The following is a 13022-nucleotide window of genomic DNA, read 5'->3' as shown; positions in this document are numbered from 1 at the left end:
CCGCGCATGCCCGCACACCCCGACGCCACCCCGAGCCCGACGCTCGCGACGTGGTCGTGGCGGCTGGCGCCCGCCTTCGTCGTCTGCCTGGCCGCGCCCGCATTCTTCGTGGCGCGCCTGCCCTGGCTCGGCTGGTCGCTGCTCGCGATCGGACTGGTGATCGCGTGGCTGACGGAGCGGAGGGATGCCGCCGCCCGGCCGGAGCCGGCGACCACGACCGCCGGAGGCGCCGAGGCCGCCGGCATCCGGTCTCCGTCCCTCACCCGTGATCTCTCGCTCATCGCCGTCGGCCTGCTGGTCGTCAGTGCGATCTCGCTGAAGGCCGAGCTCGACGACCTCGCCATGGTGCGCTTCGCGCTGGCCCTCGGCGGCGCCGTGGCGATCCCGTATGCGCTGTCGCGGTGGGTGTACCGAGACCGGGCGATCCGGTTCCCGTGGCGCGGCGGCGGGCGGTGGACGACGTTCCAGTGGGTGTGGCTGGCCGCCGTCCTGGTGCTCGGCTGGCTGATCCTGCCGTTCTACTTCATCACCTCGGGCGTGTACCTCAACTGGCCCGTCGTCGACACCCCTGAGCTGATCGCGCGACTGTTCGTCGGCGTCGGCGCCGTGGGCATCTGGGACGAGCTGTTCTTCATCTGCACGTGCTTCGCGCTGCTGCGGCGGCACTTCCCGTTCTGGCAGGCCAACGTGCTGCAGGCCGTCGTGTTCGTGTCGTTCCTGTGGGAGCTCGGCTACCAGGCGTGGGGGCCGCTGCTGACGATCCCGTTCGCGCTGCTGCAGGGGTTCATCTTCATGAAGACGCGCTCGCTCACGTACGTCGTGGCCGTGCACCTGCTGTTCGACGCTGTGGTCTTCCTGGTGCTCGTCCACGCGCACAACCCCGGACTGCTCGACGGACTGTTCCTCGTCTGAGCCGGCCCCCGCACCTGCCCAGGCCCTGCCCAGACCCGTCGGCTAGGCTGTTGCGCGGATCCCCGACAGGATCCCCGGACGACGGATCAGTACCCGGTGAGCGACAAGACTGGCCAGGAGGCACAGTCATGTCGTGGGTCATCCTCATCCTCTCGGGCGTGCTCGAAGCCGTCTGGGCGACCGCGCTCGGCAAGTCCGAAGGCTTCACGAAGCTCTGGCCGAGCGTCGTCTTCGGCGTCGCGCTGGTGGCCAGCATGGGCGGGCTCGCGTGGGCCATGCGCGACATCTCCACCGGCACCGCGTACGCGGTGTGGGTCGGGATCGGCGCGTCGCTCACCGTCGCCTACGCGATGATCACCGGCGACGAGGCGTTCTCGTTCGTCAAGATGCTCCTCATCCTCGGCCTCGTCGGCTGTGTCGTGGGGCTCAAGCTCGTCGGCCACGAGTGAGGCCGGCCGGTCGCGCCGGCGCGCGGCATCCCTCCCTCTCCCGGTGAGCGGGCCCGCCAGCGCGCCGTGAGGCGGCGGGCGCGCGGCGGTGCGCGATGATGGGGATCGCCGTGAGAGAGGAACCGGGATGCCCGAGACCAGCGCCGCGCCGTCGCCCAGCGTGAAGAGCCTGCTCATCATGTCGGTGCCGGCGCTGCTGATCGGCGCCGCGTCGGCCATCGTGCTGTGGCTGCTCGACACCGCAGCCGGCTGGCTGCAGGGCGTGCTGTGGACGACGATGCCCGGGTGGTTCGGAGCGACCGAGGCGACGCCGTGGTGGATCTTCACGGTGCTGACGCTCACCGGTGCGATGGTCGGCCTCATCGTGTGGCTCGTGCCCGGGCACGGCGGGCCGGACTCGGCAACGACCGAGCTCGCAGAGTCCCCGCCGCCGTTGAGCACGCTGCCGAGCATCCTGCTCGCCGTCGTCATCGGCCTGGCGGGCGGGGTGAGCCTCGGCCCAGAGAACCCCATCATCGCCGTGAACGGCGCGATCGCCGTCGCCGCGATGGCCCGGTTCTCGCGGGCCGTGCCGCCGACGGCGGTGATGATGCTCGCGACGTCGGCGACGATCGGCGCACTGTTCGGAACCCCGGTGGCCGCCGCGCTCCTGTTCACCGGGGCCGTTGCGGCCGTCAAGGGCGGGGGAGCGCTGTGGGACAAGCTGTACCTGCCCGTGGCGGCCGCCGGCGCAGGGGCGGTGACGATGCACCTGCTGGGGGGCAGTTCGATCGCCTTCCACATGACGCCCATCGGTCAGGCCGACGGGCTGATGCTGCTGCAGGGGCTGCTCGTGGCCGCCGTCTCGGCCGCAGCCGGGATCTTCGCAGCCTGGGCGCTGCCGCTCGCGCACCGGCTGTTCCACGGCCTGCGCAACCCGCTGCTCATCGGCCTCGCGGGCGGTGTCGTGCTGGGCTTGCTGGGGGTGCTCGGTGGCCCGATGACCCTGTTCAAGGGGCTGGAGCAGACCGGCGAGCTGATCAACAACCCCGACGACTACACGGCCGGACAGCTCGCCCTCTGGGCGGGTGTCAAGGTGCTGGCGCTGGTGGTCGCCGCCGCAGCGGGTTTCCGCGGCGGCCGGATCTTCCCCGCGGTCTTCGTGGGAGTGGCGATCGGGCTGCTCGCGCACGCGCTGCTGCCCGGCATCCCCGTCTCGCTGGCCGTCGCGTGCGGCGCCCTGGGCATCGTGCTCGTCGCGACCCGGGACGGCTGGATGGCGATGTTCGTCGGCGCGGCGCTGGTCGGAGACCCGATCGTGCTTCCGATGCTGTGCATCATCGTGCTGCCGGTGTGGCTGATCGTCACCAAAGCACCGGAGCTCGTCGTCAAGAAGCCGGCGGCCGCCCCGACCGCGACGACGTGATCCGTGTCGGCCACGAGTGAGACCGGCGAGGCGCGGCAGGGCGCCGGCATCCGCTCGTAGTCTGGCGCCGTGGATTTCAGCCAGTTCCTGAGCACGTCGACGATCACGTGGTGGGAGCTGCTGCTCGCGATCGTCGCGGTGGTCGCGGGCTGAATCGCGTCCCGCTTCGCGAAGAAGGGCGTCACCGCGCTCATGGCGCGGGTGCCCAACGCGACCCCGGCGATGACGCGCTTCGCCGCCCGGTTCGCGCAGTACTCGCTGCTGCTGCTCGGCATCGGCGTGGGGCTCGCGTTCCTCGGCGCGAACATCCAACCCCTTCTGGCGGTCGTGATCGTCCTCGCGATCGTCGGCGTCCTCGTGCTGCGGGGCGTCGCCGACAACTTCGCCGCGAGTGTGCTGATCGCCACGCGCCGGCCGATCGTGATCGGCGAGCAGATCACCGTGGAGGGCCCCGACGGCGAGCTGCTGTCGGGCACCGTCAGCGAGCTGAACTCGCGCAGCGTCGTGCTGCTCACCGCCGACGGCCGCACCCTGCACGTCCCGAACGCCAAGCTGCTGGGCGACACGCTCGTCAACGACTCACGCCACGGCGCGCTGCGCAGCGAGGTGCAGGTGCGCGTCGAGCGCGCGGGCGCGAGCATCGACGACGTCGTGAAGACGCTGGTGGATGCCGCCACCGCCGTCGACGGCGTCCACGAGATCCCCGTGGTCGCCGTCGTGGTGACCGGCGTCTCGCCCGAGCGCATCGTCGCGAGCGTGCAGTTCTGGCACCAGCCCGCCGACGGCGTGACGGTGACCTCGGACGTCGTGCGTGCGCTCGCCGCCGCGCTCGCCGAGCGGCATGGCGCCGCCGTGGTGTCCAGCGATGTGCCCGCGGCGCCGCTGACCCCGGCCGACCCGGTCTGACACACCCGTCGCCGAACGCGCGCACGCGGCCGGCCGTGCCAGGGTGGAGGGGATTCGCCGGTGCCTGGCGGATCCGACGCCGTCATCACAGGAGCCGGAATGCAGCGACCGCTCGCAGGTCTGACCTCGAAGAACCTCGTCCGGGAACTCACCGCGGGAGTCACCCTCCTCGCGATCGCGATTCCGCTCAACATCGGCTACGCGCAGATCGCGGGGCTGCCGCCCACGGCGGGCCTCTACGCGCTCATCGTGCCGACGCTCGTCTACGCCCTGGTGGTGTCGTCGCGCCAGCTGGTGGTGTCTCCGGATGCCGCGGCCGCCGCTCTCGTCGGCTCTTCGCTCGGCGGCCTCGCGACGGCCGGCAGCGCCGACTACTCCACGCTGGCGCTCGCGCAGGCGATCATCTGCGGCGTGATGTTCCTGCTGATGTCGGTGTTCAAGCTCGGCTTCCTCGCGAACTTCCTCTCCAAGCCGATCCTGATCGGCTTCGTGGGCGGACTGGCGCTCGACATCCTCGTCAGCCAGATCGCGAAGATGCTGGGCGTCAAGATCAACTCAGGAGGCGAGTTCGTCGAGAAGGTCGGCGACCTGGTGAGCGGGATCGGAACGCTCAACGGATGGTCGCTGCTGATCTCGGCCGTCTCTGTCACGATCCTCATCGTCGGCGCGCGCCTGCTCAAAGCGGTGCCGTGGGCGCTCATCGTGCTCATCATCTCCACGGTCGTCGTCGTGCTCACCGCGCTCGACCAGCAAGGCGTCGACGTCCTCGGCGACGTGCCTGCGGGGCCTCCGGCGTTGACGTGGCCGATCATCGACTGGTCGATGTGGCTCGCGCTGATCCCTTCGGCGATGGCGCTCACCCTCGTGACCACTGCCGAGGGGCTGCTCGTCTCGCGCTCGTACGGCGAGAAGCACCGGTATCCGTTCCACGCCAACCGCGACCTGTTCGCGTTCGGTCTCGGCAACATCGCCGCGGGCGTGCAGGGGAGCTTCGCGATGGGCTCGTCGACGTCGCGCACGGCCGCCATGGACTCGGCCGGATCCCGCACGCAGCTGCCGTCGATCGTGCTGGCGGTCGGCACGCTCCTGCTGCTGCTGTTCGGCACCGCGCTGCTCGCCGACATCCCGTCGCCGGCGATCGGTGCGGTCGTGGGCGTGGCCGTCCTGCCGCTGCTGGGCATCAAGGAGTTCCGCGAGCTGTGGAAGCAGGACCGCTTCGAGTTCACGGTCGGCGCGGCATGCTTCCTCGTGACGCTCTTCGTCGGTGCGATCCCCGGCATCCTCGTCGCCTTCGTCCTGGCCCTCATCAACCTGGCCAAGCGGGCCGCCAACCCGGCGATCGACGTGCTGGAATCCGATGGCGACCCGAAGCAGTCGCTTCTCGAAGAGGCGACGACGGGCCAGAGTACGGCTCCGGGCGTCGTCGTGGTGCGTCTGGCGGCACCGCTGTTCTTCGCGAACGGCGCGGTGTTCACCGCGGCCGTCAAGAAGGCCGTGACCGAGGCATCCGATCCGGTCCACCACGTCGTGATCGACCTCGAGGCGGTCACCGACGTCGACGTGACCGGCGCGGAGGCGTTCGCATCGCTGGAGGACTGGCTCAGCGGCGAAGGCGTGTCGCTGGCGTTCAGCCGCGCGCGCCCACGCACCATGGCGCGCCTGCAGAAGCTGGGGCTCGTCACCGACCAGACGTTCTACGACACCAACCGAGCCGCGGTGACCGCACTCGCCGAGCCGGTGAAGCCCCAGGACTGAGACGCGGTCGCACGACCGCCACGAAAGGAACGAAGACATGCAACAGCGTGAGCCCGAGACGTCGATCCGCGAGGCGCAGGCGAAGCTCCTCGCCTCCCTGCCCTTCGACGACGTCGACGACTTCGCCGCCGCCGACCGCGGCTTCATCGGCACGCTCGACGACCCGCAGATCCGCAATGCGGCCGGAGACGTGGTGTGGGATGCCGCCGCCTACGACTTCATCCAGGGCGACGCCCCCGACACGGTGAACCCCAGCCTCTGGCGCCAGTCGAAGCTCGTCGCCAAGCACGGGCTGTACGAGGTCGTCGACGGGCTGTACCAGGTGCGCGGGCTCGACCTTTCGGTCATGTCGTTCATCGAGGGCGACACCGGGGTGATCGTGGTCGACCCGCTGATCTCGAAGGAGACCGGCGCCGCCGCCCTCGAGCTGTACCGGCGCCACCGTGGCGACCGTCCGGTCACCGCCGTCATCTTCACCCACAGTCACATCGACCACTTCGGCGGCGTGCTGGGCTTCGTGAGCGCGGAAGACGTGGCCTCCGGCCGCGTGGAGATCCTGGCGCCCGAGGGCTTCCTGGAGCACTCGGTGGCCGAGAACGTGTATGCGGGCGTCGCGATGGGTCGCCGAGCCGGGTACATGTACGGCGCCGCTCTGGCCCGCGGTCCGCGCGGCGCGGTGGGCGCGGGGCTGGGTCAGACCACCTCGACGGGCGAGGCGACGATCCTGCCGCCGTCGCGGGAGATCACCACGACCGGCGAGAAGCACACGATCGACGGCGTCGAGTTCGAGTTCCAGATGGCGCCGGGCACCGAGGCCCCGTCGGAGATGCACTTCTACATTCCGCGATACCGCGCGCTGTGTATGGCCGAGAACGCCACGCACACGCTGCACAACCTGCTCACGCTGCGCGGCGCGGTCGTGCGCGACCCGCACGTGTGGTCGCACTACCTCACCGAGGCGCTGGAGCGCTTCGGCGGCGAGGCCGAGGTCGTGTTCACCTCGCACCACTGGCCGACGTGGGGCAATGGTGCGATCAAGAAGTTCCTCGGTATCCAGCGCGACCTGTACGGATACCTGCACGACCAGACGCTCCGCCTGCTGAACCAGGGGTTCAACGGCGCCGAGATCGCCGAGATGATCCAGATGCCGCCCGCCTTGGAGGCGTCGTGGAGCACGCATGGCTACTACGGTTCGGTGAGCCACAACGTCAAGGCGATCTACCAGCGCTACATGGGATGGTTCGACGGCAACCCGGCCCGACTGTGGCCGCACCCGCCGAAGCAGCTCGCCGACCGCTACGTCGCCGCGATGGGCGGCGTCGACCGCGTCGTCGAACTCGCGCAGGAGGCGTTCGAGGCCGGCGACTACCGCTGGGCGGCGACGCTCCTGGACCACGCGGTGTTCGCCGACGAGCACCACGCCGCGGCGCGCACGCTGTACGCCGACACGCTGGAGCAGCTCGCGTACGGCGCCGAGAACGGCACGTGGCGCAACTTCTTCCTGTCGGGCGCGACCGAGCTGCGCGAGGGAAACTTCGGCACGCCGACGCAGACGAACGCGCCGCTGATCCTCGCCCAGCTGACACCCGAGCAGCTGTTCGACGCGGTCGCGATCCGCGTGAACGGGCCGAAGGCGTGGGATCTGTCCCTCGCGATCGACGTCACGCTGACCGATCTCGGGCGCAGCTTCCACCTGACGATGGGCAACGGCGTGCTCGTCTATGTCGAGCGCGAGCCCGACGAGGCCACCCCGCTCGGGCTGACGCTCACCAAGCCGCGCCTCATCCGCCTGGCGGGCGGCGACATCGACTCCGAGGGCATCGAGGTGCGCGGCGACAGCGCGGTGCTCACCCAGCTGCTCGGCGTGCTCGACCAGGGCGACCCGGACTTCAACATCGTCACGCCCTGACCGGAGTCCTCCGAACGCCGGCACCGCCTCGCGGTGCCGGCGTTCGTCGTATCGGGGCCTCTCAGCCGAGCAGCGGCGGGCCGCCTTCCGACCAGACGGCGTCGGGGGCCAGCTCCGAGACATCGGTGACGTCGTCGGGGATGGGCACGATCGCCAGTGGCACGCCATCGGTCAGCATGAGGTAAGCGGTGCGCATCATGCCTTCGCCGTCGTTGACCTCGAGCCAGTACCGACCGCCGGCGAGGCCGGCCTCGATCTCCTGTCGCAGTTCGTCGAAGCGGCGGCCGCCGACGCTGTAATGCTCGCCGCCGTAGTAGATGTCGATTCTCTTCATCTCTGCTCCCGGTTGTGTCCTTCGTTCGCGCCGATCACGGGATGTCGTGATCGGGCTCGCCGTTCGCGGCCGGCGCGGCGGGCTCGGGCACCAGATACAGTCCCGACTGCGAGTTCGCAGTGAACGCGAGCGCGTCGAGCCAGGCAGGGTTCAACTGGGGCTTGCGTCCGCCGTAGAACTTGTAGACGAGACCGCAGGCCGGGTGCAGCCAGACGGTGGTGCGCCCGTCGCCGATGCTGATGTCATCCCGCCAGGTGAAATGGAACGGCTCGCCCCTGCGGAGCTTGTTGCCGATCACGAGCTGCAGATGTGCGAGCGTCCGGTCGTCGAAGTCGACTTTGATCGTGCCTTCGTAGATCAGTTTGCCCATGGCGATTCCTCCCACGCGGAGCCGCCGACGTTGCGAGCAGCGGGGGCTGACGACGGGGGACCGTCGGTCGACTCCGCCTGAGATCCTCCGTCGGCGGAGGGTGGATGGCGACCCCCTTGACGCAACCCGGTCGACGCGATCTCGCGAGCGATACCCCGTCGGCGCAGGTCACGTCTCTCGAGTGCACATCGCAGACCCCCACCCAGGCGGGCGTCGGAGGTCACTCGTGGGGTGGTCGACGGAGCTGTTTCACATCGGTGCGGTGCTTCTTGGCCGTCAGGGTGGGCGGCCGGCATGAGTCCATCATCCCTCCGCTGACGGGGCTCTGAGGCGAAGGCGGCCCGCCGCCCGCAGTCAACCGGCCTTCGTGGGTCGCGAAGACCTGGATGCCGTTGCGACCGCTTTGGATCAGGCGAATCGCGCCACGGACGTTGCCGGTGTTGTCACGAGAAAGGGGCCGCGAGGACTGAATGTCCCGCGACCCCTGCTCCCGACTGGTGCCCCCGACAGGAATCGAACCTGCGACCTTTGGTACCGGAAACCAACGCTCTATCCCCTGAGCTACGGAGGCGTGCCGATCGAGATTACCATCCCGGCGCGCGCGTCCCCGCCAGCTCAGGGTGCGTCGGCCGCGACCGCGGGCTGCTGCTCCAGGCGCTCGAGGTCCTCGGCGAGGCGCTGGGCGAGGTAGGCGTGGCCCGAGGTCGACGGATGGTTCCGCCCGACGGGGCCCGTGTCGATGATGTCGAGGTAGTCGGCGTCCGTGATCCAGCCCTCGCCGATCGGCGACACGTACCACCAGCCGCGCGCGGCGGCGAGCTCCGCCAGATCGGCGTCGATCGCCCGCGTCGCCTTCTGCACCGGCAGCACCTGCGGTGCGGGTCCCAGGATCACGATCTCGGCGTCGGGGTAGCGGGTCTGCAGCGCGTCCCATGCCGACGTGACGGCATCCCGGTATCCGGTCGGGTACAGCTTGCGGTCGTTGATCGATCCCTCGACGACGATCACGTCGGGATCGAGGGCCGGGTCGAGCGCCGCGATGCGCTCGCCGTACGCGGGACCGTCGATGCCCGGCTTGAGGTATCCGCTGCCCCGCACGCCGTCGACGACGGTCTCGACGCCCAGCTCATCGGCGAGCCGGTAGGCGAAGCCGAGGGTCGGCTCGCTCGCCGCCGACCCGTACACCCACGAGTCGCCGAACACGAGCACGCGCGCTCCGTCGGCGATCACCAGCGGAGCGGGAGGGATGGATGCCGCCGCCGCCGTGCCGTCGTCCGCCGCGGTTGCAGGAGCGGTCGGTTCGGCCATGCCCCAGGGGCGCACGAGGGCCACCGCGCACACCGCGACGACGGCCAGGGCGGCGCCGGCGAGGGGCAGCCACATCCGTCGTGCTCGGGGGCGGTCGGGCGCGTGCATGCACAGAGGGTACGTCAGGAATCGGCGAACGCGCGCATCGGGCCGTGAACGGCAGAAACACCTGGTCGGCAGGGGCGCTTCGGAGCACTCGCAGGACACTCCCGGCGGTCCTGCGGGAACCCCGCACGAAGGCGCCTCGACGGCATGCGAGGATACTTCGGTGCAACGCGTCGTGACCGCTCAGATGGACCTCGAACTGGGGGCTTCCGTCGACCTCATCCTGCAGCTGGCGACCGCCCAGGGCGTGCCGGTCTCGAACGAGTCGCTGACGTTCACGCAGGGCGATCGCGTGTACACGCCGACCGAGATCGTCGACCAGCAGGGGAGCCGCCTGCACCGCCTCACGGGCGAGCCCGGGCGCCTCGAGATCCGCTACGAGGCGACGGTCGACGGCCAGGCCTCGACGGGCCGCACGAGCGACCTCGAGGCCATCACGTATCTGCGCCCGAGCCGTTACGCGCAGTCCGACGAGGTGTTCCAGCAGGCGCGCCGCCAATTCAAGGGGCTGTCGGGGCACGACCTCATCGCCGCGGTGTCGGAGTTCGTCTCGACCAGCACGACCTACACGCCGGGTCTCAGCCACGGCACCGACAGCGCCGTCACGACCCTCATGACGGGGCAGGGCGTGTGCCGCGACTACGCCCACGTCGTCATCGCCCTGCTGCGCGCGATGGACATGCCGGCGCGCTACGCCGCCTGCTACGCGCCCGGCCTGCGCCCGATGGACTTCCATGCTGTCGCCGAGGCCTACCTCGACGGTGCCTGGTACGTCATCGATGCCACCCGTCTCGCGAACCGCAGCGGGCTCGTCCGCATCGCGACCGGACGGGATGCCGCCGACTGCGCTTTCCTCAGCTACTACGGCGGCTACGTCGGTCTCAAGCGCCTGCGCGTGGACGCGTGGGTCGTCCCGGACGCCGTGGCGGACGGTCTGGAGACGCTGCCCGGGCTGACGGAGGAGGCGCTGCCGCCGGCATCCGATCCGTCGCTCGACGACTTCGGCGCCCTCGTCCAGATCGCCTGAGCGGACGCACAAGGACGGCGCAATAGACTTGTCGGTCTATGAATCCTGAAGCCCTCTCCGCCGCCCTGCTCGCCGTCGTCGCCCCGCTCGCCGAGGCGCGACGACCCGGTGCGGCCGACGGGCTCACCGCCGCAGACTTCCTGCTGGACCGGCCGAAGAACCGCGACCACGGCGACTGGGCGTCCAACGCGGCTCTCAAGCTCGCGAAAGCCGTCGGGGCGAACCCGCGCGAGTTCGCGGCCGAGATCGCCGAGGGCCTCGTGCAGGTCGAGGGCATCGCGGACGTCGAGGTCGCCGGACCCGGCTTCATCAACATCCGGCTGGATGCCGCAGCCGCGGGAGCGCTGGCGAAGACGATCGTCGAGGCGGGCGCCGCGTTCGGCACGAACGAGTCGCAGCGCGGCAACACCATCAACCTCGAGTTCGTGAGCGCCAACCCGACGGGGCCGATGCACATCGGCCACACCCGCTGGGCCGCGCTCGGCGACTCGATGGCACGCCTGCTGCTGGCCAGCGGCGCCACCCTCGTGCGGGAGTTCTACGTCAACGACGCCGGTGCGCAGATGGAGCGCTTCGGCCGTTCCGTGCTGGCTGCCGCGAAGGGCGAGCCGACCCCCGAGGACGGCTACCCGGGCTCGTACATCGACGAGCTCGCGCAGCGCGTGCTCGCCGCTCAGCCCGACCTGCTGTCGCTGCCGGCCGACGAGCAGCTCCTGATCGCGCGGGACCGGGCCTACGAGCTGCAGCTCGGCGACCTGCAGGCGTCGCTGGAGAAGTTCAACGTGCACTTCGACGTGTTCTTCAGCGAGCGGACGCTGCACGCAAAGGGTGCCAACGGCGAGCCGAGCCTCGTCGACGAGGCCGTCGACCGCCTGCGCGAGCAGGGCCACGTCTTCGACGCGGACGACGCCGTATGGGTGCGCACCACGGACTTCGGCGACGACAAGGACCGCGTGATCCGCCGCTCCAACGGCGAGTACACCTACTTCGCCGCGGACGCCGCGTACTACCTCAACAAGGGCGACCGCGGCTTCGCGCACAAGATCTACCTGCTCGGCGCCGACCACCACGGCTACGTGCACCGTCTCAAGGCGCTCGCGGGCGCGGCCGGCGACGATCCCGAGAAAGACATCGAGGTGCTCATCGGGCAGCTCGTGTCGGTCAACGGCGCGCGGCTGTCCAAGCGCGCCGGCAACATCATCGAGCTCGACGACCTGCGCGACTGGCTCGGCACCGACGCCCTGCGCTATTCGCTGGCGCGGTACCCCGCCGACTCTCCGCTGACGCTGGACCCCGAGATCCTGCGCAAGCGCACGAACGACAACCCGGTCTTCTACGTGCAGTACGCGCACGCGCGCACCCACAACGTCGCGCGCAACGCGGGCGCGTCGGGCGTGGACCGCTCCGAGTTCGCCCCGGAGCTGCTCACCCACGAGACCGAGTCGGCGCTGCTGGGCGCGCTGCAGGAGTTCCCGCGGATCGTGGCGTTCGCCGCCGAGGTGCGCGAGCCGCACCGCGTCGCGCGCTACCTCGAGGAGCTCGCCGGCCTCTATCACCGCTGGTACGACAACTGCCGCGTGATCCCGCTGGGCGACGAGCCCGTCGAGTCCGTGCACCGCACCCGCCTGTGGCTCAACGACGCCACCGGCCAGGTGCTGCGCAACGGCCTCGACCTGCTGGGCGTGACCGCTCCGGAGCGGATGTAGCAGTGAGCAGCGCCGACACGCAGCCGACGCTGCCCCTCCCGAACGACATGGTGCCCGCCGCGCCCGAGCCGCCACGGCGTCGCGTCTGGCCGTGGATCGTCGGCTTCGCCATCGTCGCGGTGCTCGCCGTCGGCGCGTGGTTCGCCGCGGAGGCGATCGCGCGCCAGGTGATCAGCGGCGTCGTCCAGGACGAGGTCCGCACGCAGCTGTCGCTGCCGGCCGACCATCCGATCGACGTCGAGGTCGCGGGGTCCGTGCTGCCGCAGCTCATCGGCGGCACGATCGGGCAGCTGACTGTCGCCTCCGACGACGTGCCCCTCGGCGACACCGGCGTGTCCGGCGATGTCACGGTCGTCGCGACCGACATCCCGGTGCGCGGCGACGCCGGCCTCGGGGGAGCGACAGCGACGGTGTCGCTGGACGAGGCGGAGCTGAGGACGCTGCTGTCGTCCGTCGACGGCTTCCCCGCCGACACCGTGAGCCTCGCCGCGCCGGACGTCACGATGTCGACCGAGCTGTCGTTCTTCGGCGCGAAGGTCTCGATCGGGGTCGCCCTGACGCCGTCGGCCTCGAACGGCGACATCGTCCTGACGCCGGCATCCCTCACCCTCGGCTCGACGGTCATCACCGCCGACGCCCTCCAGGAGCAGTTCGGGGGCCTCGCCGACGCCGTGACGCGCGACTGGGACATCTGCATCGCCGACCAGCTGCCCGCGGGCGCGACGCTCACCGGCGTCGAGGTCGACGGCAGCCGCCTCGTCGCCGACTTCGACGTCGACGGCGCCATCGTCACCGACCCCGCGCTGCAGCAGAACGGCACGTGCGCCTGAAGCGCG

The 13022-nt window shown here is 70.5% G+C and carries 12 protein-coding genes, 1 tRNA gene and 1 riboswitch; of the genes, 9 read left to right on the top strand and 4 right to left on the bottom strand.

The window, feature by feature from the left end; translation table 11 throughout:
• Positions 1–6: 6 nt before the first annotated feature.
• The 6 genes from ABEA46_RS18430 (at position 7) to ABEA46_RS18405 (ending at position 7336) form a co-directional block, all read left to right on the top strand.
• Entirely contained in the window at positions 7–912 is a 906-nt protein-coding gene (locus tag ABEA46_RS18430; protein WP_345546627.1) for a CPBP family glutamic-type intramembrane protease, read from the top strand.
• Positions 913–964: 52 nt separating this feature from the next.
• Positions 965–1030, top strand: a riboswitch (guanidine-III (ykkC-III) riboswitch).
• 10 nt (positions 1031–1040) lie between these two features.
• Positions 1041–1361 carry a DMT family transporter gene (locus ABEA46_RS18425; RefSeq protein ID WP_345546625.1) on the top strand — a complete coding sequence of 107 codons (321 nt, stop codon included), beginning with the start codon at positions 1041–1043 and terminating at the stop codon, positions 1359–1361.
• 127 nt (positions 1362–1488) lie between these two features.
• Positions 1489–2766 carry an ion channel protein gene (locus tag ABEA46_RS18420; protein ID WP_345546624.1) on the top strand — a complete coding sequence of 426 codons (1278 nt, stop codon included), beginning with the start codon at positions 1489–1491 and terminating at the stop codon, positions 2764–2766.
• A 201-nt stretch (positions 2767–2967) separates the two neighbouring features.
• Positions 2968–3672 carry a mechanosensitive ion channel family protein gene (locus ABEA46_RS18415; RefSeq protein WP_345546622.1) on the top strand — a complete coding sequence of 235 codons (705 nt, stop codon included), beginning with the start codon at positions 2968–2970 and terminating at the stop codon, positions 3670–3672.
• Between the two features lie 99 nt (positions 3673–3771).
• Positions 3772–5427, top strand: a complete 1656-nt coding sequence (locus tag ABEA46_RS18410; RefSeq protein ID WP_345546620.1) for a SulP family inorganic anion transporter — start codon at positions 3772–3774, stop codon at positions 5425–5427.
• 37 nt (positions 5428–5464) lie between these two features.
• The gene (locus ABEA46_RS18405; RefSeq protein ID WP_345546618.1) at positions 5465–7336 is read left to right on the top strand and encodes an alkyl/aryl-sulfatase; all 1872 of its coding nucleotides are present in this window, start codon (positions 5465–5467) and stop codon (positions 7334–7336) included.
• Positions 7337–7397: 61 nt separating this feature from the next.
• On the opposite strand, the gene ABEA46_RS18400 is transcribed toward ABEA46_RS18405, so the two are convergent.
• The 4 genes from ABEA46_RS18400 to ABEA46_RS18385 all read right to left on the bottom strand — a co-directional run bounded on the left by ABEA46_RS18400 (position 7398) and on the right by ABEA46_RS18385 (position 9456).
• On the bottom strand, positions 7398–7670 hold the full coding sequence (locus ABEA46_RS18400) for a hypothetical protein (RefSeq protein ID WP_345546617.1): 273 nt from the start codon (positions 7668–7670) through the stop codon (positions 7398–7400).
• 34 nt (positions 7671–7704) lie between these two features.
• Positions 7705–8040, bottom strand: a complete 336-nt coding sequence (locus ABEA46_RS18395) for a DUF7882 family protein (RefSeq protein ID WP_345546616.1) — start codon at positions 8038–8040, stop codon at positions 7705–7707.
• Positions 8041–8535: 495 nt separating this feature from the next.
• Positions 8536–8611 (bottom strand) — tRNA-Arg (locus ABEA46_RS18390).
• A 44-nt stretch (positions 8612–8655) separates the two neighbouring features.
• Positions 8656–9456 (bottom strand): SGNH/GDSL hydrolase family protein, encoded by an 801-nt coding sequence (locus tag ABEA46_RS18385; RefSeq protein ID WP_345546615.1) that lies wholly within the window; start codon positions 9454–9456, stop codon positions 8656–8658.
• A gap of 160 nt (positions 9457–9616) precedes the next feature.
• Between ABEA46_RS18385 and ABEA46_RS18380 the strand changes: the two genes are divergently transcribed.
• From ABEA46_RS18380 to ABEA46_RS18370, 3 genes are read left to right on the top strand one after another with little or no spacing between them, the layout of a single operon-like run.
• A complete protein-coding gene (locus tag ABEA46_RS18380; RefSeq protein ID WP_345546613.1) occupies positions 9617–10480 on the top strand; it encodes a transglutaminase-like domain-containing protein in 864 nt (287 codons plus the stop codon).
• Between the two features lie 38 nt (positions 10481–10518).
• Positions 10519–12186 (top strand): arginine--tRNA ligase, encoded by a 1668-nt coding sequence (locus ABEA46_RS18375; protein ID WP_345546612.1) that lies wholly within the window; start codon positions 10519–10521, stop codon positions 12184–12186.
• A 2-nt stretch (positions 12187–12188) separates the two neighbouring features.
• Positions 12189–13016 (top strand): LmeA family phospholipid-binding protein, encoded by an 828-nt coding sequence (locus tag ABEA46_RS18370; RefSeq protein WP_345546610.1) that lies wholly within the window; start codon positions 12189–12191, stop codon positions 13014–13016.
• Positions 13017–13022: the final 6 nt, after the last annotated feature.

The sequence above is a fragment of the Microbacterium jejuense genome, assembly GCF_039544225.1.
GTDB lineage: Bacteria > Actinomycetota > Actinomycetes > Actinomycetales > Microbacteriaceae > Microbacterium > Microbacterium jejuense.
This window is presented reverse-complemented; position numbering and strand designations above follow the sequence as displayed.